Origin of the sequence: Cytobacillus stercorigallinarum (assembly GCF_014836495.1) — a bacterium.
Taxonomy (GTDB): domain Bacteria; phylum Bacillota; class Bacilli; order Bacillales; family Cytobacillaceae; genus Cytobacillus; species Cytobacillus stercorigallinarum.
Window position 1 is genome coordinate 884,055 of sequence record NZ_JACSQT010000001.1, and the last position, 24,082, is coordinate 908,136.

At 36.3% G+C, this 24,082-nt stretch carries 19 protein-coding genes and 1 riboswitch; of the genes, 16 read left to right on the forward strand and 3 right to left on the reverse strand.

Annotation, left to right across the window (positions count from 1 at the left end):
* Nucleotides 1-211 precede the first annotated feature (211 nt).
* Nucleotides 212-649: an Rrf2 family transcriptional regulator gene (locus H9655_RS04500; RefSeq protein WP_191811257.1), complete on the reverse strand. Its 438-nt coding sequence runs from the start codon at nt 647-649 to the stop codon at nt 212-214.
* Between the two features lie 176 nt (nt 650-825).
* Here H9655_RS04500 and hmpA point away from each other — a divergent pair, with 176 nt between their 5' ends.
* The 8 genes from hmpA to H9655_RS04540 all read left to right on the forward strand — a co-directional run bounded on the left by hmpA (nt 826) and on the right by H9655_RS04540 (nt 10,523).
* Nucleotides 826-1,980: an NO-inducible flavohemoprotein gene (hmpA, locus tag H9655_RS04505; RefSeq protein ID WP_191811259.1), complete on the forward strand. Its 1,155-nt coding sequence runs from the start codon at nt 826-828 to the stop codon at nt 1,978-1,980.
* A 640-nt stretch (nt 1,981-2,620) separates the two neighbouring features.
* Nucleotides 2,621-2,803, forward strand: a complete 183-nt coding sequence (locus H9655_RS04510) for an H-type small acid-soluble spore protein (protein WP_191811261.1) — start codon at nt 2,621-2,623, stop codon at nt 2,801-2,803.
* A 138-nt stretch (nt 2,804-2,941) separates the two neighbouring features.
* Nucleotides 2,942-3,277, forward strand: a complete 336-nt coding sequence (locus H9655_RS04515) for a metal-sensitive transcriptional regulator (protein WP_225230408.1) — start codon at nt 2,942-2,944, stop codon at nt 3,275-3,277.
* Between the two features lie 14 nt (nt 3,278-3,291).
* Nucleotides 3,292-3,501 (forward strand): copper chaperone CopZ, encoded by a 210-nt coding sequence (gene copZ / locus H9655_RS04520; RefSeq protein ID WP_191811263.1) that lies wholly within the window; start codon nt 3,292-3,294, stop codon nt 3,499-3,501.
* 61 nt (nt 3,502-3,562) lie between these two features.
* Nucleotides 3,563-6,004 carry a heavy metal translocating P-type ATPase gene (locus H9655_RS04525; protein WP_318245444.1) on the forward strand — a complete coding sequence of 814 codons (2,442 nt, stop codon included), beginning with the start codon at nt 3,563-3,565 and terminating at the stop codon, nt 6,002-6,004.
* A gap of 455 nt (nt 6,005-6,459) precedes the next feature.
* A riboswitch (cobalamin riboswitch) is annotated at nt 6,460-6,637 on the forward strand.
* A gap of 165 nt (nt 6,638-6,802) precedes the next feature.
* On the forward strand, nt 6,803-9,010 hold the full coding sequence (locus H9655_RS04530; protein WP_191811405.1) for a ribonucleoside-diphosphate reductase subunit alpha: 2,208 nt from the start codon (nt 6,803-6,805) through the stop codon (nt 9,008-9,010).
* A 25-nt stretch (nt 9,011-9,035) separates the two neighbouring features.
* Nucleotides 9,036-10,076 carry a ribonucleotide-diphosphate reductase subunit beta gene (locus tag H9655_RS04535; protein WP_191811265.1) on the forward strand — a complete coding sequence of 347 codons (1,041 nt, stop codon included), beginning with the start codon at nt 9,036-9,038 and terminating at the stop codon, nt 10,074-10,076.
* A gap of 111 nt (nt 10,077-10,187) precedes the next feature.
* On the forward strand, nt 10,188-10,523 hold the full coding sequence (locus H9655_RS04540) for a hypothetical protein (RefSeq protein WP_191811267.1): 336 nt from the start codon (nt 10,188-10,190) through the stop codon (nt 10,521-10,523).
* 262 nt (nt 10,524-10,785) lie between these two features.
* On the opposite strand, the gene H9655_RS04545 is transcribed toward H9655_RS04540, so the two are convergent.
* A complete protein-coding gene (locus H9655_RS04545; protein ID WP_191811269.1) occupies nt 10,786-11,781 on the reverse strand; it encodes an aromatic acid exporter family protein in 996 nt (331 codons plus the stop codon).
* Nucleotides 11,782-12,085: 304 nt separating this feature from the next.
* On the opposite strand from H9655_RS04545, the gene H9655_RS04550 reads away from it, so the two are divergent.
* The 8 genes from H9655_RS04550 (at nt 12,086) to H9655_RS04585 (ending at nt 22,682) form a co-directional block, all read left to right on the forward strand.
* On the forward strand, nt 12,086-13,894 hold the full coding sequence (locus tag H9655_RS04550; protein WP_191811271.1) for a S9 family peptidase: 1,809 nt from the start codon (nt 12,086-12,088) through the stop codon (nt 13,892-13,894).
* Nucleotides 13,895-13,973: 79 nt separating this feature from the next.
* Nucleotides 13,974-15,647: a sigma-54 interaction domain-containing protein gene (locus tag H9655_RS04555; protein ID WP_191811274.1), complete on the forward strand. Its 1,674-nt coding sequence runs from the start codon at nt 13,974-13,976 to the stop codon at nt 15,645-15,647.
* A 186-nt stretch (nt 15,648-15,833) separates the two neighbouring features.
* Nucleotides 15,834-16,982 carry an acyl-CoA dehydrogenase family protein gene (locus tag H9655_RS04560; protein ID WP_191811276.1) on the forward strand — a complete coding sequence of 383 codons (1,149 nt, stop codon included), beginning with the start codon at nt 15,834-15,836 and terminating at the stop codon, nt 16,980-16,982.
* 21 nt (nt 16,983-17,003) lie between these two features.
* Complete coding sequence (locus tag H9655_RS04565) at nt 17,004-18,635, forward strand: long-chain-fatty-acid--CoA ligase (RefSeq protein WP_191811278.1); 1,632 nt, start codon at nt 17,004-17,006, stop codon at nt 18,633-18,635.
* The gene (locus H9655_RS04570; protein ID WP_191811280.1) at nt 18,632-19,522 is read left to right on the forward strand and encodes a 3-hydroxyacyl-CoA dehydrogenase family protein; all 891 of its coding nucleotides are present in this window, start codon (nt 18,632-18,634) and stop codon (nt 19,520-19,522) included. The genes H9655_RS04565 and H9655_RS04570 overlap by 4 nt, the downstream gene beginning before the upstream one ends.
* A 15-nt stretch (nt 19,523-19,537) precedes the next feature.
* Complete coding sequence (locus H9655_RS04575; protein WP_191811283.1) at nt 19,538-20,686, forward strand: acyl-CoA dehydrogenase family protein; 1,149 nt, start codon at nt 19,538-19,540, stop codon at nt 20,684-20,686.
* Nucleotides 20,687-20,696: 10 nt separating this feature from the next.
* Nucleotides 20,697-21,890: a thiolase family protein gene (locus tag H9655_RS04580; RefSeq protein ID WP_191811285.1), complete on the forward strand. Its 1,194-nt coding sequence runs from the start codon at nt 20,697-20,699 to the stop codon at nt 21,888-21,890.
* A 15-nt stretch (nt 21,891-21,905) separates the two neighbouring features.
* Nucleotides 21,906-22,682 carry an enoyl-CoA hydratase/isomerase family protein gene (locus H9655_RS04585; protein ID WP_191811287.1) on the forward strand — a complete coding sequence of 259 codons (777 nt, stop codon included), beginning with the start codon at nt 21,906-21,908 and terminating at the stop codon, nt 22,680-22,682.
* Nucleotides 22,683-22,756: 74 nt separating this feature from the next.
* Here H9655_RS04585 and guaC read toward each other — a convergent pair whose 3' ends face one another.
* A complete protein-coding gene (gene guaC, locus H9655_RS04590) occupies nt 22,757-23,740 on the reverse strand; it encodes a GMP reductase (RefSeq protein ID WP_191811289.1) in 984 nt (327 codons plus the stop codon).
* Between the last annotated feature and the right edge of the window lie 342 nt (nt 23,741-24,082).

Genomic DNA, 24,082 nt, shown 5'->3' on the forward strand with positions numbered 1-24,082 from the left:
AGTCTCCAAGATGTGAATAAATTTACTTAAACTCTTGCGTGACTTTAAAACACCAATTAAAAAATCGGTTCCTAAACATTAGGAATCGATTTTTTTGCTAATACAGCTTAACATTGTAAATCGCATTTTCCTAACGCTACCCCATATAGAAGGCTATGGCCGCTTTTTAGTCTTTCACTACGGAAGAATGCATAGAAATTGACGTCTACATTTAATTTTTAAACAAAAAGTCTGCTAAGGCCGATTGATTTTTCGTTAAATCAGCTAATGTATATTGATCTAGTACTTCTAAATAAGCTTTTAATGCTTTATTTAGTACATGCCTTAAGCCACAAACAGGGGAAATGACACAATGATTGTTATTTTCATCAAAGCATTCAACTAAATGAAAATCTTCTTCGGTTTTTCTGACTACTTCACCAATATTAATCTCTTTAGGTGACATGGCTAAACGAATGCCACCATTTCTCCCTCTAATTGTCTCAACATATTGATTTTTCCCTAATTGATAGATGACTTTCATCAGATGATTCTTAGAAATTTGATATGTGTCTGCAATTTCCTTAATATTTGTCAGCTGGTCTTTTTTTATTGTTGCTAAATATATGAGAACTCGTAATGAATAATCCGTGTAGTTGGTAAGACGCATTAGGAATCACACCTTTTTCTTCTATTAATAGTTCTATTATACATATAGCTGGGTGTGGAACCAATTGTGACAACTTTTTAAAAGATGTATTTAAAATATTGCTTTAAATTCAGAAAAGGTATATTTTAAAGATGTATTTAAAATATATCTTTAAAATGAAAAGGGTGGAGATATTAATGTTAAAACAAGAGACAATTAAAATCATCAAATCAACGATACCCGTATTAGAAATTCATGGAACCGCTATCACAACGCATTTTTATAAACGTTTATTTGCCGAACATCCTGAACTTCTTAATATTTTTAATCATGCTAATCAAGAAAAGGGAAGGCAGCCTAAAGCCCTCGCTAATGTATTATTTCAAGCAGCTATCCATATTGAACATTTAGAAAAATTGGCGCCAGCAGTTGCTACAATTGCTCATAAGCATCGAAGTTTAGGGGTTAAGAAAGAGCACTATCCCATCGTTGGGGAACATCTATTAGCAGCTATAAAAGAAGTTTTAGGTGATGCAGCAACAGATGATATTATTCAGGCATGGGCAGAGGCTTATGATGTGATTGCCTCTATCTTTATTTCAACTGAAGAAGACTTATACAATGCATCAGGTTGGGCTGGATTTAAATCTTTTAAAGTAGTAAATAAAGTACCTGAAAGTGATCTTATCACTTCTTTTTATGTTGAGCCCATTGATGGTATGACGTTACCAACTTACCAACCTGGCCAGTATGTATCGATTCGTATAAATATAGCTGGCGAAAAGTACGACCTTAACCGTCAATATAGCTTATCAGGAAAACCATCAGAAGAGACGTATCGTATTTCTGTCAAAAGAGAAGAACACGGTAAGGTCTCTAACTGGTTACATGACCATGTGCAAATAGGAGATAGTTTGGAAATGAGTGCACCAGCAGGTGAATTTGTACTGCAATCCCAAGCGGAGACACCAGTGGTTTTAATCAGTGGTGGTGTTGGAACTACTCCATTATTAGGTATGCTTCATGCATTAGAAGGGACAAAGCGAGAAGTAAGTTTCCTTCATATTTGTAAGAATAAAAACGTACATGCTTTTGGAGATGAAGTGAAAACGGCGATAGCAGAAATTGAGAATGGTCGTTACCTAGTTAAATATAGTGATGATGAGGGAAGATTAGCTAGTGAGGATTTAAAGCCATATATAAGTGAAGAAGCAGAGTACTACTTATGTGGCCCTATCAATTTTATGGAAAATATTAAAGAACAATTATTTATGTTAGGTGTGGAAAATTCACATATTCACCTTGAACTATTTGGTCCAGCGGTTCCTCTTAAAGAAAAAATAAATATGTAGAGGAAGAGCTTTTAAAACGTTTTAAAAGAAAAGAGATGAATACGCCTCTCTTTTCTTTTTTTATGCAATGGATCCGTTATTGTTTGTCATTCATCTAGTTATAAAATACAAGCGGAGAAATGCCTTTATCACAATAATTAATCATTCATTTCCCCCAAATTAGCTAGCAGGCTTAAAATCGATGTCTGTCCGATCGTATATTTGACAATATGAGCACTCTATGACTTGATGCGTATCAAGTCCTTCTTGTCTTTCCCACTTCTCAGTTGTTTTCCATAATTTTAATCATTCTTCTGAAGTTTGCATTTCTTCGCTAATATGATATAGATTTCGAGAGGTTTGCAACGACTAATACAACCCTTTCTGTCTACATATACGATGTTCACTGCCCCTCCATAAAATAATCTAAAGTTTGCCCATGTCTTTCCACTTTTCGTTTCGTTGGTTTAATGAAAAATTCCTTTAATGTACGATTAGTACCGCTTACATATTTATTAGCACTTCTTCAACTTGCATATCATTCACTCTTAGTAAGATATTGTCGAGAAGTTTTTTTGTAATCGAATGAGTTCCTAACGGAAATGTATAAAAAGCCTAAAATGTTAAAGAATATATTTATCAATTATGAGAGGTGAATCATATGGAAACAAAGAGAATAAAACAAATACTTTCATCATCGAGTGATGTAGAAGTTCAATACAATGGAACTTCTGTATGGATAGATAAGTTACATGAAGATGATAAGACCGTTACAGTTCATTTAAGAGGAATTCCGTTAGAAGAAAGAACAGAAGTAGATGTCTCAGATCTTAATGAAGTGTAATGATACGTCAAGAGTGTAGGTAGATATTGCTACCTACCTTTTTATTTATAGTTGAGTAATATAAAATTATTCGGCAAATTTTTTCACTTTACATAGGGTACCGGGGTATAATATAATGAAAATAAGGGAGGCGATTCAATGGAATATGAAAAAGATCATGTGAATGAAGAAACCATTTGCCTAGAGCATGGAGATAGAAGAAGTCATCATTCAGATAAAGTAAAAAAGAATTTAGTCACTCGATTGAATCGTATCGAAGGACAAATTAGAGGTATTAAGGGTCTAATTGAAAAAGATACGTATTGTGATGATGTGATTACACAAATATCGGCAACACAATCTGCCTTAAATAGTGTCGCTAAGATTTTACTTGAAGGCCATTTAAAAGGCTGTGTAATTGATCGGATAAATGAAGGCGACGAAGAAGTATTAGATGAATTTCTTATTACAATTCAAAAATTAATGAAAAAATAGGAGGATTTTATACAATGGAAAACGTAATTTTACATGTAGAAGGAATGTCTTGTGGTCACTGTGTGAAAGCAGTAGAAAGTAGTGTAGGTGAATTAAAAGGAGTAGACACGGTCAAAGTAGATTTAGATAAAAAAGAAGTCAAAGTTGCTTATGATGCTTCATCTGTAAAGCTTGATCAAATTAAAGAAACGATTGATGATCAAGGATATGAAGTTAAATCTTAATCGTGCAGCTTTGCACGATTTATTTTAAGTGTTTATATAGGGTAGTAGGGTATAGTATTCAATGAAAGGTGAGGTAGGGCATATGTCCAAGCAAGACGATTCACAAAAAATAATTAATTTACCAATTACAGGAATGACGTGTGCTGCTTGTTCTGCGCGAATAGAAAAAGGGTTAAGTAAAATGGATGGTGTAAATGAAGCGAATGTGAATCTCACTTCTGAAATAGCCACCATTTCCTATAACCCAGAAAAGATAGAAGAACATGCATTTCAGCAGAAGATTAAAGATCTTGGTTATGAAGTTGTTTTAGAGAAAGCTGAGTTTGATATTACAGGAATGACATGTGCTGCTTGTTCTGCGCGAATAGAAAAAGTGTTAAATAAACAGCCCGGAATTGCGCAGGCAAATGTGAACTTAGCCTTAGAAACAGGTACGGTAGAATACAACCCTGAGCAGGTTTCAGTTGAAGAAATTATTGCAAGGGTAGATAAGATTGGGTATAGCGCTTCGTTAAAAACAACTGCGAGCGCAAATGATGTAAGGGAGGAGAATATTAAAAAGCAGCAAAGGAAATTTATTGCTGCTGCCATCCTATCTATCCCACTACTTTGGACGATGGTTGGGCATTTTGAATTCACCTCATTCATTTTTCTACCAGATTTTTTAATGAATCCTTGGGTACAGTTGATATTAGCGACCCCTGTACAATTTATTATCGGTTGGCAATTCTATACGGGTGCTTATAAATCATTGAAATCTGGCAGTGCGAATATGGATGTACTTGTTGCATTGGGTACTTCTGCAGCTTATTTTTATAGTTTGTTTCTAACCATACAATCGCTAGGTACAACGCATGGTCATCATGTTGAGCTTTATTTTGAAACGAGTGCGATTATTATTACCCTTATTTTATTAGGGAAATTATTTGAAGCACGCGCAAAAGGAAGATCATCAGAAGCAATAAAAAAATTAATGAATTTAAAGGCTAAAAAAGCGGTTGTAGTAAAAGAAGGTAAGGAAACCGTTGTCCCTGTTGAGCAAGTAATAGCAGGTGATACGGTTATCATTAAGCCTGGTGAGAGGATTCCTGTAGATGCAGTAATCATTGAAGGGCAATCTGCAGTTGATGAATCAATGTTAACAGGAGAAAGTGTGCCAGTTGATAAGAAAGCTGGCGATGAAGTAATAGGAGCAACGGTTAACAAAAATGGACTTTTAACAGTAAAGGCAACAAAGGTTGGAAAAGATTCAGCGCTTGCGCAAATTATTAGAGTTGTAGAGCAAGCACAAGGATCAAAAGCACCTATTCAGCGGTTAGCCGATAAGATTTCAGGTATCTTTGTTCCTATAGTGGTGGCTATTGCCCTTGTTACCTTCTTTATATGGTTTCTTTTCTTGCAACCGGGTGATGTAGCTAGTGCGTTAGAAAAAATGATTGCTGTGCTCGTCATCGCTTGTCCTTGTGCATTAGGGTTAGCGACGCCTACTTCAATTATGGCAGGGTCTGGTCGTTCCGCAGAGATGGGTGTACTATTTAAAGGTGGAGAGCACCTGGAGATGACACATGAAATTACAACTGTTGTTGTCGATAAAACGGGTACTGTTACAAATGGTCAGCCTGTATTAACAGATATCATAGTTGAACCTGGAACAAATGAAGCCCATTTTCTTTCTATCGTTTCTGCGAGTGAGAAGTCATCCGAACACCCTCTTGCTGAAGCCATTGTGGAAGGATTAGAGAAGAGAAATGTTGAAAAAGTAAAAAGTGAATATTTCGAAGCGCTACCAGGCTATGGCATCTCTGCAAAAGTAATAGGAAAAGATGTACTAATTGGTACAGTTAGATTAATGGAAGAGAATGGGGTAGACTTCTCTTGGTTCTCGAAACAAATGAAAGAATTAGAAGGCGAAGGAAAAACAGCTATGCTTGTAGCTATTAACGGTAGAGCAAAAGGGCTTATTGCTGTAGCTGACACAATAAAAGAATCATCAAGCGAAGCGATTCAAAGGCTACATGATATGGGGTTAGAAGTCATTATGATGACTGGTGATAACCAGTTAACAGCACAAGCCATTGCTAAAGAAGTAGGTATTTCAAAAGTCATTGCAGAAGTCTTACCAGAAACGAAAGCAGAAGAAGTTAGAAAACTGCAAAGTCAAGGCAAAAAAGTAGCGATGGTAGGGGATGGCATTAACGATGCCCCTGCATTAGCAACTGCCGATATCGGCATGGCTATCGGTACAGGTACAGATATTGCCATGGAAGCAGGAGACATCACACTCATGCGTGGTGACCTAAATAGTATTGCTGATGCGATCATGATGAGTAAAAAAACCATTCGTAATATTAAACAGAATCTTTTTTGGGCCTTTGGCTATAATACAATCGGTATTCCTATTGCAGCTGCAGGTTTCTTAGCACCATGGTTGGCGGGTGCTGCGATGGCATTTAGTTCTGTCTCTGTTGTATTAAACGCACTTCGATTGCAACGTGTAAAATAACTAGCATAAAGACATTCTATCAAAAGATTTAAAGAGAAAAACAAGCTAATAAAATAGTTAGCTTGTTTTTCTTTATAGAGTGATTAAAAGATTTGTACCAAGAGGTTAAAACATTGATTATTGAGCAACCATTTTAGCGCAATTATTACATTTTGACACTTCTGTGACCGTTTAATTTATTTTACCAAAAACGATTTCTTTTCTGGTTTAAGCTTACTAGTTTGAAGGTAAAAAAGTAGGGTTGAACAATTTTTAATGGATTTCAAGCCTTTTTTACATAAATAAGAAGTGCTATTATTTATAATGGTCTCAAATTTACCGATGAAAGAACGAAAAGTTTATTTTGAAATTTATATAAAAGAAATAAATTGTATTCTATGAAATGATGTGATATGATTACTCATACAATCTCAGATACAATATATAGTTATTTATTATATATATGACAACTACATATAGTAATTGGTTGAAGGAGTCCAAATGGACTTAAAATGGGAATCCGGAAATCCGGAGCTGTACCCGCAACTGTAAGTGTGACGAAAAGAGGAAACCACTGTTCTTTTAGAGAGAATGGGAAGGCTCTTAGTAGGTTGATACACAAGCCAGGATACCTGCCTTCTTAATCAAAAGTTTCATTTCTTCGGGGCTTGAGAAGATGAAACGACAGATCATAAAAAGAGTGTAATTGTACACTTGTATTTATACTGTCGTTTGATCCGCTCAAGGTGTAACTGGAGCGGTTTTTTTTATGCCTAAATTTGATAGAAATAGGTTGAAGGAGGAAAAACTTTGAAAACAATGATTGAACCGACAGTCAATTTTGAGCAATTATATCAACAATTCAGTAATTTACCAATTAGTGCGTTAGAAAAACGGGCTGAACAATTAGAACACCTAGAGTTAGACAGTTTCTATAATCAGTTAATTCTAGAATGTCTTTCTTACATAAATGTAAATGAACCTGATTGGACCTATGTGGCTGCCCATTTATATTTAAAGAAGATTTATCAACAAGCAGCTGAGAACCGAGGGTACAGTGGCCAAGCTTATGGTGATTTTCATTCTTTAATTCAACAGTTGAGTGATATTGATATTTATAGTCCTATTTTATTATCTAGTTATACAAAAGAAGAGATTGATGAATTAGGCAAAGAAATTGTCCCTGAAAGAGATCAGCTCTTTACTTATCTCGGGATTAAAATGCTAACTGACCGTTACGTAGCAAAAGATCGCCAAAAAAGAATTTTTGAGTTGCCTCAAGAACGCTGGATGGTAATTGCAATGATTCTTATGCATCAAGAAGAAAAAAATCGTTTGCAATTAGTAAAAGAAGCTTACTGGGCAATGAGTAACTTATTTATGACTGTAGCTACACCAACTTTATCAAATGCAGGTAAGAATTGGGGACAACTATCTAGCTGCTTTATCGAAACAGTTGATGATAGTTTAGATTCGATTTATGACAGTAATACAGACATTGCTGCACTATCAAAAAACGGTGGTGGAATTGGCGTTTATTTAGGTAAGATTCGTAGTAGAGGCAGTATGATAAAAGGATTCAAAGGCGCTTCGTCTGGTGTGCTTCCATGGATGAAACAGCTGAATAATACGGCTGTTAGCGTGGATCAACTTGGACAAAGACAAGGAGCAATTAGCGTTTATTTAGACGTTTGGCACAAGGATATCTTCTCTTTCCTTGATGCAAAGTTAAATAATGGTGATGAAAGATTACGTACACATGATTTATTTACCGGTGTTTGTCTACCTGATTTATTCATGGAAAAAGTAGAAGCGCGTGGTAACTGGTATTTATTTGATCCACATGAGGTTCGACAAAAAATGGGCTTCTCATTGGAAGATTATTATGATGAAGAAGTTGGCGCAGGTACCTTTAGAATGAAATATCTAGAGTGCGTCAATAATGAAGACTTATCAAAGAAAGAAATTCCTGCTATTGATATTATGAAGTCTATCATGCGCAGTCAATTAGAAACTGGGACACCATTTATGTTCTATCGTGATGAAGTGAACCGTATGAATGCAAACGCACATGCCGGCATGATTTATTGCACCAACCTTTGTACTGAAATCGTCCAAAATCAAAGTGTAACAACAAGAGTAGAAGAGTATACAAAGGATGGAAAGATTGTTATCGAGAAAACACCTGGTGATTTCGTTGTATGTAACCTCTCTTCTATTAACCTTGCAAAAGCAGTGAATGAAGAAGTGATAGAACGATTGATTCCTATTCAAGTAAGGATGCTTGACAATGTCATTGATATTAATAAAATCCCTGTTATTCAAGGGCAGTTAACGAATAAAAAGTATCGAGCGATTGGTTTAGGTACTTTCGGCTGGCATCATTTATTAGCTACTAACAAGATCGTATGGGAAAGCCCTGAATCATTAGAATTTGCAGACCGACTTTACGAGAAAATTGCTTACTTAACGATTGAAAGTTCGATGAATCTAGCTGAGGAAAAAGGAGCATACCCAGCATTCAATGGTTCAGATTGGCATACAGGTGCCTATTTTGAAAAAAGAGATTACCTGAATGGCGAAAGTGAACTTGATTGGCAAGACCTAATGGAAAAAGTGAAAGAAAATGGGATGAGAAACGGCTATTTACAAGCGGTTGCCCCTAATGCATCCACTGCATTAATTGCAGGCAGCACACCGAGTATTGATCCAATCTTCAACAAGCAATACTCTGAAGAGAAAAAAGACTATCGTATTCCCGTAACTGCACCAGACTTAAACGCTCAAACAACGTGGTATTATAAATCTGCTTACCATATCGATCAAAAATGGAGCATTGCTCAAAATGCGAAACGGCAAAAGCATATTGACCAAGCAGTGTCATTCAATCTTTATATTAAAAATACGATAAAAGCAAAAGAATTATTAAATCTTCATGTATCCGCATGGAAAAACAGGTTGAAAACAACTTATTATTTACGTTCGACTTCCACAGATATTGAAGATTGTGAATCATGCTCTAGCTGATTTCACAGAGAGGAGAATGGAATAAATGAATACCTTAAATAAACGTCCCATTATGAATCATGAAGCACCGAATCGTTCAACAGGTATTATTAATGGAGAATGTTCGAACGTATTAAACTGGGATGATGTGAGATTTTCCTGGGCTTACCCTAAATATAAAAAGATGTTGTCTAATTTCTGGACACCATTTGAAATTAATATGTCTCAAGATATTAAGCAATTCCCTGAGTTATCTGAGGACGCACAAGAAGCCTTTTTAAAGATTATCGGTTTACTAGCGTTACTAGATAGTATTCAAACGGACTATGCTGGGAAAACAGCAGATTATTTAACTGATTCAAGTCTGTCAGCGTTAATGATTATTCTTGCACAACAAGAAGTGATTCATAATCACTCCTATTCTTATATTCTTTCTTCTATCGTTTCAAAAAGTAAACAAGATGAAGTATTCGATTATTGGCGTACAGAACCAACATTAAGAGAACGCAATGATTTTATTACAAATGGTTATAAAGATTTTGTTAAAGAACCGACAGCGGAAAATATGTTAAAATCAATCGTTTATGATGTAGTATTAGAAGGCTTATTCTTCTATTCTGGTTTCGCTTTCTTCTATTATTTAGCGAGAAATCAAAAGATGGTATCTACATCAACGATGATTAACTATATTAATCGTGATGAACAAATTCACGTTGATTTATTTGTGAAAATCTTTAAGGAAATCTTAAACGAGCAGCCTGAATTAGACACACCAGAATTGCATCAATTTGTAAAAGATACCTTTAAAAAAGCTGCAGAACTCGAAATTGAGTGGGCACGGGAGGTAATCGGTGATAAAATGGATGGTATTCTTATTACTGACCTTGAAGCATACATCAAATTTTATGCAAATGTCCGCAGTAATCAATTAGGGTTTGAACGACCATTTGAAGGATTCCGTAAAAACCCGCTCCGTTGGATTGTTGCCTATGAAGAAGTAGATCAAGGCAAATCAGATTTCTTTGAGCAAAAATCAAGACAATATACAAAAGTGAATCAAGTCGATAATGGATTTGATGAATTATAAATTTTTCAGTGAATGAAGATTAGAAAAGGATAAATGGTGAGTTCTTCTTGTTGACTTCATACCAACAGGGGTATAGAATATGAGGGTGAATACAACATCCTAGGAGGAAAAATGCTTACGTTTATTAGTATACTCTTAATCATTTTACTTTTGACTTTTATATATAGTAGATATTTGCCCGTTTTTGGTGTGAAGGCACAAGTGTTACAAGACAATCATGAGAGTGATGTTCGTATCGTCGATGTGAGGGATTATAATGAAAAAGTAGATCAGGCACATCATCGTTTGCATATTCCCATTGCCTATCTCCATCGCTTTTATCATGAAATCGATGGAAAGAGAGTACACGTTATTGCTTCATCACAAATAGAAAAAAACATGAGTATTCGATTTCTTAGAAGAAAAGGCTATAAGGTGTCAGGATATACACTATGCAATGAATGCTGAAACAATATAAATATAACTTCAAAAAGTAGCGCCACAGATTAAATGATCTGTGGTTTTTTGTTGAAATGTAAATGAGGATAATTGGAGAAACATTTTTTTCGATAGCTTACAAAGAGTGGAACAACGCGCGGGCTCCCAGCTCTTAGAAGAAGCCAAAAGAATGAGAGCACAGTAAAAGGCACTGTCTAAGCGGAAAATAACAAGTTAGAGCAGCCTTCTGTTTAACAACAGTTCAGATTGAAGAAGGCTGCAAACTACATCTTTAAGTCCTTGTATTTTCTACTTTCATTGTACTCTCATCCATTTTTTCTAACTTTTCTTCATTTATTTGATACTGCACCATGAGCTGTTGTATGGCGAGCATATTTTCCTCAATTTTGAGGTGGTTGTCATTCAATTTAGATTGTGTTCTTAAATTGATATAGTCATTTTCATTATGTTGTTTCAATGGCTGTTTTAGATGAAATTGAGTATCTTCCAATAATCGCATTAAGTATGGTGATGGTGTGAGCTCTTTAAAAGAAAGAGTTGCAAGCTGGCATAAATGGTTAAACGCTTGCTTTAATATATTTATATGCTTTTGTTTATGTCTTAAGTAAGATACATCCTTTCTTGAAAATTTGTGAAAGCGCCATTCATCTTTTTGGTACTGAATCAGCTGTTCACAATGGGCAACCTCTTCCTCAATCTTTTCAATGATTTGTTTGATTTCGTTTCTGCTCCTATTTTCTTGTTTGAAATTGTTCGTCACATATATAAGAATACTATCCATACGATGCATTAACTGAGAAGATGTTTTACTTATTTTGAGTAAATAATTAGGTGGTAAAATAAAGATATTTACACAAGTAGAAATTAATAAACCTAGTGTAGTACCCCCAAGTCTCATTAATAATGTGGCCATATAAGCTTCTTGCACAATGGATATCATAGCCATTCCGGTTAAAGCGGCAACAAGCAGACCATCTTCTAGCTTTAACTTCGTACATATCATCAAAGTGAAAACGGCTGTAAGTGCGTAGGCCAACGAACTATCTGAGAAAATAAAGGTAAATAAAACGGCAAAAGAAGCCGCTATAGAAGAGGCTTGAAACCTGGCTGGTGCCTTACGAATGGATTCTTTTGCAGTTGGCTCAATAGTAACAAGAGCGGTAATAACCGCAAAAGTTGGTGGCCACGTGAATAGTTGACATAGAAATGCAGTAATAAAGACAGAAATGCCTGTTTTAAAAATTCGCCCTCCAAATAGTCTAATCATTGTTAGTATCCTCTTTCTTTATGGCTTACATTTTTTATGAAGGATTTATGCAAAAATTCATTGCATTAACAGAATGACCAATTAAACATTTTTCAATCATAAGAAAGAAAAAAATTGTAAAAAAGAGAAAATCTATCTCTTCTTGTCCTATTTGTATTTTGAGCAGTAACAGCGTAGTTATTGCACTCTATTAGAATTGAAATAAAAATGTCATACTATGTTCGCTTTTGTTTGGTTTTAATTGGTAAAATAGAATATGGTATACTGAATTATGAGAATAATCTTTTAATTAGGAGGGGGTTCTATGATTCAATTTCCGAAACCCGAGATGAAGCAGTTTCTAAAAACGTTAAGCATCAACGACTTTGTCGTCAATCCAGATGAGTCACAAGTTGTGTTTAGTACAAATTTAAATGGCTACTACAATTTATGGGCAATGAATTTGCCAAAGCAATTTCCCGTTCAATTAACATTCAAAGATCAAGTGTGCATGGGGCTCCTCTATGATGATAGTGGTCAATTTATACTTGCGGGTTTTGATCAAGATGGAGATGAATGTGCGCAATATTATGCTGTCCATCCGGATGGTGGCAAATTGAAACAACTGATTAATAATGAAAAAAAGAGGAATTTTAATCCCCTATTATCAAAAGATGGTCAATACTTGTATTATAGTTCTTCTAAACATAACCCTTCTTATTTAAATGTGTACAGATATCATATAGAAACGGACAAAGAAGAACTTTTCCTAGAGGGGACAGAAGGTATGACGTTTCTAGATGGTTGGAGTCCAAATGAAGAGAGATATATTTCATCTACTGTATTTGCCAATACTCATTCCCTCGCTTATGTACATACTGAAAGTGAAAAGCTTTGTTTAACTGCCAAAGATGCAGAGGCGCATACAGTAACGGGTGCTTTATTTACCTCGGAAGATACCATTTATTTGATCACCAATTTTAATGAGAATTTCACTTATTTGGCGACATTTAATTTGATAACAAAACAATACAGTAAAGTTGTCGGGCTTGACCAAGAAAGTTTCTCATCCATTCATTATGATAAGCGTAATCACATCATCTATTTAACTTCTGAAAAAGGAGTGGAAGACTTTCTTTATGTTTATTCTTTAGATAATCATAACTTACAAAAGATAGAAATTCCTAGTGATATTATTGAAAAATTAGTTGTTCATGACTCAGGTAATTTATATCTTTTAGGTAGAAGCGCCATTAAACCGCATAATATTTATCAATTAAAAAAGGGTGAAGAGTGGAAGCAGTTAACTGAATATCGTGTACCAGGTGTGGAAGAATCCGAGCTTGTCGATCCAACAACGATTTATTATCCTTCATTTGATGGTTTAGAAATTGAAGCATTATGGTTTGAAGCAAATAAGAAGGTAAATAATGGCCAAGTTATATTTTGGCCACATGGTGGACCGCAAGCAGCAGAGAGAAAATCTTTTCGTTCCTATTTTCAGTTCCTTATCAATCATGGATACAGCATCTTTGCCCCTAATTTTAGAGGGTCAACGGGTTATGGCTTGTCCTTTATGAAAATGGTTGAGGGTGATTGGGGAGAGGGTCCTAGGTTAGATAATATAGCTGGTATAGAATGGCTAATCGAAAAAGGTTATGCAAAGAAAGGTGACATTCTGTTAATGGGGGGAAGCTACGGCGGATATATGGCGCTGCTTTTACATGGCAGACATCCAGATTATTTTAAAGCGGTTGTCGATATCTTCGGACCTTCTAATTTATTTTCATTTATCGAATCCGTTCCCGAAGATTGGAAACCGATTATGGATCAATGGGTAGGAAACCCCATAAAAGATAAGGAGAAACTCATTGAATATTCTCCTATTACTTATTTGGATTTTATGACTAAACCGATGCTCGTTATTCAAGGAGCCAATGATCCCCGTGTTGTGAAAGAAGAATCTGATCAAATTGTGCAAGCATTAAAGAAGAAAGGACGCGAAGTGAAATATATTTTATTACAAGATGAGGGACATGGCTTTACTAAAAAAGAAAATGAGCAGCTGGTGTTTGAAGAAATTCTCTCTTTTTTTGAACAACACACAAAAAAAACGGTCAATACGAATAGTTAATGAAGTAACAATTACGGGGGAAATATAGTTACATTATTTCCTCTATTTTTCTTACCATGTAAAGAGGTGAAGATAGTAGATGATTGTACAGAATCGTAGTCTTTTACTGACAGTAGAGACAACGCTAACTGGTGAAATTATTTCTATGAGCGAATCATTACGTATCTTGATTAAAGGGAAGCCTTCTTCGTATATTAACGATCTATTTTCGAGATGGCATGCGTATGGTAATGAAAAGATAAGGGTCGCCTTTTTAACGGATGAAGATTTTCTTTTGTTTATCAGAAGTCAATCAGGCCAGGATCACTACTTATATATAGGGATTTCGTCTTCCGAATTGACTCAATTAATGAATAAAGTAAGTGACTTGATGAAGGCAAATACGCTACTGGAAGCAATTATAGAAAACTCTTACGACGGTATTTATTTAACCGATCGAAAGGGGAATACCATTTTAACCAATTCCGCAATGGAGAGAATTACGGGTATCCCAAAAGAATATTATATGAATAAGAAGGTAGATGCATTAATTGAAAGGGGGATTCTCGAGAGTTCTTTAACGAAAAGGGTGATAGAAAAGAAAGAAACGATTTCACATGTACAGTTTAATCGAGCTGGCAATGAATCGTTGCTCCTTACTGGTAGTCCGGTCTTTGACGATACGGGTGAAGTAGAAAGTGTTGTTACAAATATTAGAGATTTATCACAATTGATTGAACTACAAAATGCTTTAAAAGAAGCAAATAAATTAAACCTCTCTTACCGTCAAGAAATTGAAAGGTTAAAACAAAACATTACCTTACATCAGCAAGCGATTGTCATAGAGAGTGAAAAAATGAAGCATGTATTTGAAACCGCTGAACGGATTGTTAATGTGGATGCCACAGTTCTTCTTCTTGGCGATACAGGCGTAGGAAAAGATGTTCTTGCTAAATACATTTACGAAACAAGTAATAGAAGAATGAGGGGGAAATTTATTAAATTAAACTGTGGTGCGATTCCAGAGGAATTATTAGAATCTGAATTATTTGGTTATGAAAAAGGTGCTTTCACAGGGGCAGATAAACATGGGAAACCAGGGATGTTTGAACTAGCCGATGAAGGGGTTTTGTTTTTAGATGAGATTGGGGAATTACCGTTGGCTTCACAAGTCAAATTGTTAAGAGTCATTCAGGAAAAGGAAATCCAACGGGTAGGCGGAACAAAGACAAAGAATGTAAATGTAAGACTCATTGCTGCGACCAATAGAGATTTAAAAGAGATGGTGAATAACGGTCATTTTCGTGAAGACCTATATTATCGCTTAAATGTGATTACCATTGAAATCCCCTCTTTAAAGGACCGGCGGGAGGATATATATCCTCTAATCCATTATTTCTTAAAACAGGCAAATGAAAAATATCATTTCAAAAAAGATTTACATACGGAGGTGAAAAAATTTTTATATCATTATCAATGGCCAGGCAATATTCGTGAATTAGCCAACTTAATTGAGAGATTGGTTATTGTCTCACAAGAGTCTATTATTACAATGAATGATCTCCCGCCAGAATATCGGCGAGAAATAGATTTTTCATTTGAGAATGAAAAAACAGAGACATTAAAGGATGTAGTAGAAGCAGCAGAAAAAAAAGCTATTATAAAAGCATTAAAAAAATGTACAACGACATACGAGCTTGCATCCGCTTTGCATACTAGCCAACCGACAATTTCAAGAAAGCTTAAAAAGTATGGAATAGAGTTGATTCATTAGTGAATCAACTCTATTCTTTTTTGAATCAAAAAAGTAAGCGTTTACTTTGTGGATGATACAAATGATGCCGAAAAAATCACTGTATAACTTATGTTAAAGCTATTCGTTCATAATCTTTCGTGAAATAAAAGTGATGGCATGGTTTTTGCATCCATATTTATATAAAGCAATCAAAGGAGTGATCTTATGTTCACAGTTCAAAACCAAGAAATCGATCAGATTGTGCAAATGGTACACCAATTTGTCGAGAAGGAAGTAGAGCCTTTAGCACAACAAATTGAAGATGAAGATCGTATACCAGATTCTTTAGTTCAGCAAGTGAAGGAACTTGGATTATTTGGGATGAGTATACCAGAAGAGTATGGTGGTATAGGCCTCGGCATGGTTGGGAAAACCGCTGTATTAGAACAATTAGGTCGCACGCATAATGGTTTTGTTAGTTTAATCAGTGCACATACAGGTATTGGTAGTACAGGATTAGTAAGGCTTGGCTCGCCCTATTTGAAAGAAAAATACTTACCTGCTTTAGCATCAGGAGAAAAAATTGCTTGTTTTGCCCTTTCAGAGCCTGGCGCAGGTTCTGATGCTACTAATCTTGCGACAAAAGCAGAGAAAAGGGGCGATAAGTGGATTCTTAATGGGTCAAAACATTTCATTACGAATGCGCCTGTAGCAGATGTGTTTACGGTGTTTGCCGTTACTGATAGAGATAAAGGAGCAAAGGGAATTACTGCTTTCTTAATAGAAAAAGATTTTCCTGGATTTACAGTGGGGAAAAAGGATAAAAAAATGGGTTTAAAAGGTTCATATACTGCTCAACTATTATTTGATCAATGTGAAGTGCCAGAAGAAAATGTGATAGGAGAAGTGGGCCTCGGATATGTAGCTGCATTAACTATTTTAAGCGAAGGACGGATTGGCTTAGCGGCAAGGGCAGTTGGATCTTGTGATAAACTAATTGAATTATCAGCGAAATATGCGAATGAGCGTATTCAGTTCGGAAAGCCAATTGCTAAGAATCAAGCGATTCAATGGATGTTAGCTGATATGGCGACAGAAACGGAAGCTGCAAGAACATTAACATTAAAAGCTGCTCATTTAGTCGATCAAGGCAAGAAGGTTGTCAAAGAATCCTCAATGGCTAAACTCTACGCGTCTGAGGTGTTTAATCGAGTAGCTGACAAAGCAGTGCAAATTCATGGCGGGATGGGCTATGTCGCTGATTATCCTGTTGAAAGATATTATCGTGATGCAAGAATAACGAAAATCTATGAAGGCACAAATGAAATCCAACGGCTAATTATTGCAAGAGATCTTTTAAAAGACTATATGTGACACATAAAGGAGGAATGTGTCTTGAGTAATCTCTCTTTAAAAAGAGTATGGGAAAAGTATTATGAAGATCGGTTGCCAAATTTCCATATACCTCAAATTGGACTTTATGAAATGTTAAAGGAAACTGCGCTTTCTTATCCAGATCATGTGTCTATTATTTTTAATCACGAAACACTCACCTATGAGGAACTGAAGAAACGAACAGATGCACTCGCTTCGTATTGGCAGACAAATGGATTGAAAAAAGGGGATAGAATCGGGTTATGGCTCGGAAACCATCCAGATTATGTCACAGCTTATTATGCCAGTCATGCACTTGGTCTTATCATCGTGCCAATTAACCCAGCCTATACACCAAGAGAGGTTTTGCAAGTGTTTCATGATACAGAATTGCGCGCAATAGTTGTTGGTGAAAAATCTGCCACAACACTGCAGAAAATTAGGGAAGTGTATGATTTAGAGCATATAATGTACGCCACAAATGTCAGTAATAATAAGGCAGCACCTCCAATAGAACATCATATGAAAGATATATTCAAAGACGGAATGACTAAATTTAATGAAGTGACCATAGATCCTAAGAACGACTTAGCCATTATACAATACACAGGTGGAACAACCGGAGCGATTAAAGGAGCCATGCTTACACATTATAATTTAATTGCAAATGTTTACCAAAGCTATGTGATGTATCGACAAAAAGTGGCTTTCGGAAATGAAACGATATTAGCAGCAACCCCGCTTTATCATGTGTATGCGATGACAAGCGCGATGAATGTAGGCATCTATTTAGGCGCACGAATCTTGCTCTTTGAGCGATTTGACGTTGATGAGGTTTTAATTCAAGTGAAGAAATACTCACCAACCATGTTTCCGGGTGTCCCTAAAATGTATCTTTCTTTTATCCATCATCCAGATGTACGATCTGCAGGATTAAACTCTCTTAAAATATGTTCATCTGGATCAGCGCCATTGCCAGTGGAAGTGATTAAGCAATTTAAGCAATTAACGGGTTGTACCATCTTAGAAGGCTTCGGTATGTCGGAAACTTCTCCAACGACACATCGTACGCCAATAAATGGCACACATAAACATGGCAGCATTGGTATTCCTGTTCCTGATGTAGATTGTCGTATCGTTGATCAAAAACAGGAAGATTTAGGGATGAATCAAGTTGGTGAATTGGTCATTAAAGGTCCACAAGTAATGAAAGGTTACTGGAACAATGAGAAAGAGACAGCTTCTACGTTACAAGAAGGGTGGTTGTTTACAGGTGATTTAGCCACAGTAGATGAAGATGGCTATTTCTATATTGTCGGTCGCAAAAAAGAAATGATTCTTTTTTCAGGGTTTAATATTTATCCTCAAGAAGTGGAAAATGTCCTTTATGAACATCAGGCTATTGCTGAAGTGGCAGTAGTCGGCATCCCTGATTCTGAAAATGGAGAAATTCCAAAAGCGTTTCTTGTGGCTAAGGAAGGTTATACGCTCCATCTTGAAGAAATTAAAGCATTTTGTTATACGAAATTGACACCTTATAAAGTACCGAGAGATTTTGAAGAAAGAAGTCATCTACCGAGAAATGGTGTTGGTAAACTATTAAAAAGATTACTCGTGAAAGAAGAATTAGAAAGGAGAAGTAAACGAGAATGACAAACATAAAAAAAGTGGGTGTTGTTGGAGCGGGAGCAATGGGTGCCCAAATTGCTGTTGTAGCAGCGCTTCATCACTACGATGTCGTGTTACAAGATATATCAAATGATCGTTTAATAAAAGCGAAAGAAGTGTTAGAAACGCAGTTAGAGAAGAGGGTGAGAAAAGGAAAGTTTTCTCGTGATGAGGTGGATAAAGCTTTCGATCATTTAACATTTACTACTGAAATCAATCAGTTACATGATGTAGACATTATCATAGAAGCTATTATTGAAGATTTAGAGGCAAAACAATCATTATTTCAAACTTTAGAAAAGATTGTCTCAGAAAATTGTATCATTGCGACAAATAGCTCTACCATAGTGAGTTCTAAATTGATAGATAAGTTAACCTATCAAAATCGTGTATGTAATATCCATTTCTTTAACCCTGTACTTGTGATGGAGCTCGTTGAAGTTGTTCAAGGTCCGCATACTTCAACGGAAGTTGCACAGCAAGCGATGACATTCATTCAAAGTATTAGCAAAAAACCAGTACTTTTACAAAAAGAAATTTCAGGTTTCATTGCCAATCGTATCTTAGCGAGACTTATGGATGAGGCGCTTTATTTATATGAACAAGGATATGCCAGTTTTGAAGAAATCGATTACGTTGTGGAAAAGGCTTTAGGTCATCCTATTGGTCCATTTGCTTTAATGGATTTAACTGGTCTTGATGTGAATTATGCGGTAAGGAAGCAACGATATGCTGAAACAGGGCTCGAAGTGGATCGTCCTAAACAGTCGGTAGTTGAAAAAGTGGAAAAAGGTGAATTAGGTAGAAAGACAGGTAAAGGATGGTATGCATACGATCAACACGGGAAGAAAATAGAGAATATTCAAAAATAAAAGGAGGTAGTTGATATGAGTTATACAGTAAGTGAAGATATTGAAGTGTTGAAAAAAGGTGTGAGAGAGTTTGTGCAAAATGAAGTGGAAGCGGTTGCGATGCAAATCGAAAAAGAGGATTACATCCCAGATAAAATTGTAGAAATGGCAAAAGAGCTAGGTTTATTTGGTTTAAGTATTCCAGAAGAGTATGGTGGGTTAGGCATTGGGATGGTAGGCAAATGTGCATTGTATGAAGAAATTGGGGCCACGCATAATGGATTCACCACTTTGATTGGTGGACATACGGGTATCGGATCAGTTGGCATTGTGGAAATGGGAAATGAATATCAAAAACAGAAGTACTTACCTGATATGGCAACAGGAAAGAAGATAGGTGCCTTCGCATTAACAGAGCCACAGGCTGGCTCGAATGCCACTAATTTAAAAACGACGGCCGTACGTAAAGGCGATAAATATATTTTAAATGGGTTAAAGCACTATATTACAAACGCACCGCAAGCGGATGTCTTTACGGTTATGGCTGTCACCGATCCATCTAAAGGTGCAAAAGGGATTACTTCTTTTATTGTAGAAAAAAGTTTTCCTGGTTTTCAAGTCGGAGCGATAGAACATAAAATGGGCCTGCGCGGTTCACATTCAGCAGAAATAATTATGGAAGACTGTGAAGTCCCAGTAGAAAATGTCCTTGGTGAAGAAGGAAGAGGGTATGTGAATGCATTAACGATTCTTGCAAACGGTCGTGCAGGATTGGCGGCCAGAAACTTAGGTTCTGCTCAAAAATTATTAGATCTTTCAATGATGTATGCAAAAGAACGAGTGCAGTTCAATGTGCCAATTATTGAGCATCAGGCCGTTGCTCATATGTTAGCGGAAATGGCTGTCGATATCGAAGCATTACGCTCTTTTACGTACCGAGTAGCTACGATGGTTGATGAAGGCAAGAAAGTAATCAAGGAAGCTGCAATGATTAAATTATTCGGCTCAGAGGTATATAACCGTGTAGCTGATAAAGCCGTACAAGTACATGGTGGGATTGGATACATTTCAGATTTTCCTATTGAACGGTTTTATCGTGATGCGAGAATTACGAGGATTTATGAAGGAACATCAGAAATCCAAAAAAATATCATTGCTGCTCAATTAAATAAAGAATATAACTAGGGGGAAGAAAATGGACTCAAATAAAATCGTCATTGCAGATGGCGTAAGAACAGCGATTGGAAGGTATGGAGGAACATTGCGAAATATATCTTCTAGCTACTTAGCCTCCGATATCATAACTGGATTGCTTAAACGTGTCAATATGAGCCCATCGACTGTAGAAGAAGTCATTTTAGGAGAAGTGCGACAGTCCTCGCAATCATCCAACGTGGCAAGAGTAGCCGCTTTAAGAGCGGGCATTCCAGAAACCTCTCCCGCTTTTACAGTGAATCGATTATGTGCATCAGGCATGCAGGCCATCGCTTCAGGTATGCAACAAATTTACTCCAAACAGGCAAATGTTGTTATCGCAGGTGGTACGGAAAGTATGAGTAATTCCCCCATTTTTATTAGAGGCGCACGGTTTGGCGGTGACCAAACGATACTAGTGGATGCCAATAAAGAGAATGGTCAACAACCGCCAGAAATTTATGGCGCTCATTTAGGGATGGGGATGACAGCAGAGAATGTTGCTGAGCGCTACAATATTGCAAGAGAAGATCAAGACCAGTTTGCCTATGAAAGTCAGCAAAAGTATAAAAAGGCGCTAGAAAGGAATGCATTTCAACAAGAAATCATCCCACTAACAATACAAAACAAAAGAGAACAAATCACTTTCGCTCAAGACGAACATCCAAGACCGGAGACAAAACGAGAAAAGCTTGCTAGCTTAAAGCCGGTATTTAAAGAAGGTGGTAGCGTAACTGCGGGAAATGCATGTGGAAGAAATGATGGCGCCTCAGCACTCTTGCTTATGACAGCACAAGAAGCTGATAAAAGGGGATTATCAGCAAAAGCAATCATTCATGATTGGACATCTGTCGGTGTTTCACCTGAAGTCATGGGGATTGGACCGGTTCCGGCTATACAAAAGCTATTGGCAAGAACAAAGCTTCATATCAGAGACATAGATTTATTTGAAATAAATGAAGCGTTCGCTTCTCAAGCCATTGCTGTACAAAGAGAGTTGATGCTACCACCTGAACGAGTAAATATTAATGGCGGAGCAATTGCTCTCGGACATCCGCTTGGATCAACTGGATCGAGAATTGTCGTTACTTTAATGCATGCACTAGCAAAAGAGAAGGGGAGATTTGGCATTGCCTCTCTCTGTGTCGGTGGTGGTCAAGGAATGGCTATGTTGATTGAAAACCTTCAAAAATAAGAAGGAGGAAATCTGATGTATGAAAATATTATTGTAAAAAAAGAAGGTCAGCTCGCCTATATATATATTAACTTACCAGAAGTAAGAAATAGATTAAGTAAAGAAACGCTTAGCGAAATAAGAGATGCTCTCGTAGAAATTAAACATGATGGAGTGTCCCAGCTTGTCGTATTTACAGGAGAAGGAGAGAAGGCATTTGCGGCAGGTGCAGACATTACCCAACTAAATGAGAAAGAAATGTTAGATGTTTTTGCATCAGGTAGTATGCAAGAAATTTATGATGAAATTGAAGCGTATGACATGCCGACAATTGCCATGATAAATGGTCTTGCCCTTGGTGGAGGATGTGAACTGGCATTAGCATGTGATATACGAGTGATGGCTGATCATGCCAAGATTGGTTTGCCTGAGTTGAATTTGTCAATTATCCCAGGTGCAGGTGGAACGCAAAGATTATCGCGAATGGTTGGAAAAGGAAAGGCGTTAGAAATGATTCTATTAGGAAAATTTCTTTCTGCTGAGGAAGCGATGACACATGGCTTAGTAACAGAAGTTGTTCCATTGCATTGTTTGAAGGGTAAAGTAGAAGAGATAGCAGAGCAAATTTTAGCTAAAGGTCCATTAGCGGTGAGGCTAGCTAAAGTGGCCGTACAATATGGGGCAGAAACCGATCAAAAAACAGGACAAATAATTGAGAAATTAGCACAAGCGGTCTTATTTGCAACAGCGGATAAAAAGGAAGGAACACAGGCCTTTATGGAGAAAAGAAAACCTGTTTTCACTTCAAAATAAACGTACTCATCCTGCCATTGATTCAAATCTTTGGCAGGATGAAATAAATAATTTTCTTAGCGCAATCGTACTGTTTAATAAACTTTATCACCATTAAAGATTGAGTTTTTAACTACTACATAATCTACATTACGAATACTCTCAAGCTTATTTCCACCAGCATAAGAAATAGAAGATTGTAAATCTTGTTCCATTTCTTTTAATGTATCCACAAGAGAACCTTTATGCTCAACGTACATTTTTTTGCCTTCAACATTTTTACGTTCGCCTTTTTGGAATTCAGATGCTGAACCGAAATATTCTTTGAAAAGCTTACCATCTTTTTCAATTGTTTCACCAGGTGATTCTTCATGACCGGCAAACAATGAACCGATCATGACCATTGATGCGCCAAAACGGATAGACTTTGCAATATCTCCATGTGTTCTAATCCCACCATCAGCAATAATAGGTTTGCTTGCTGCTTTTGCGCACCAACGAAGTGCAGCTAATTGCCAGCCACCAGTACCAAAACCTGTTTTAATCTTTGTGATACAAACTTTTCCTGGTCCAATGCCTACTTTTGTTGCGTCTGCACCGGCATTCTCTAATTCACGGACAGCTTCAGGTGTACCTACATTACCAGCAATAACAAAAGCATCAGGCAAATGTAATTTAATATGTTGAATCATTTGAATGACTGCATTGGAATGGCCATGAGCAATATCGATTGTAATATAATCAGGTACAATTTTTTCATGAGCTAATTCTTCAATAAATCCATATTCTTCTTCCTTTACACCAACACTAATAGAAGCAATAAGTTCACGCGCATGCATATTTCTAATAAAGTTTTTGCGCGTCTCAGGTTGGAAGCGGTGCATGACATAAAAATAACCGTTTTCAGCAAGATAAGTAGCAATTTTTTCATCGATAATTGTTTGCATATTTGCAGGGACAACGGGGAGTTTGAATTTATGTTTTCCGAGTGTTACAGCCGTATCACACTCAGAACGACTAGTCACAATACATTTAGCAGGAATTAATTGAATGTCTTCATAATCAAATACGTTTTCCATAGCTAGCACCTCTAAATACGAATATTATATTGGGTTAACATATTAATTGTTCGCCCATTACGTAATTTACATCATTTTATTCAACTTGTCAAAGATTATCTCTAGAAAAAAGATAAATGTTAGAATTTAATAAAATTTTTGAAGTCAGAGGGGAAAGACAGGAACCTAAACAGAAGGAATCATTTTATATAAAATATCGTAATTGTTACTCTTATTACCTGAATATAATAAATAGTATGATAATATAGGTTTTTTTGGTAATATATCACTAGTGTTGCATTAATTTATTTTCACTATTAAAAATACTCAAAATGTTCAATTTTATTATTTTGTGCAAAGAAA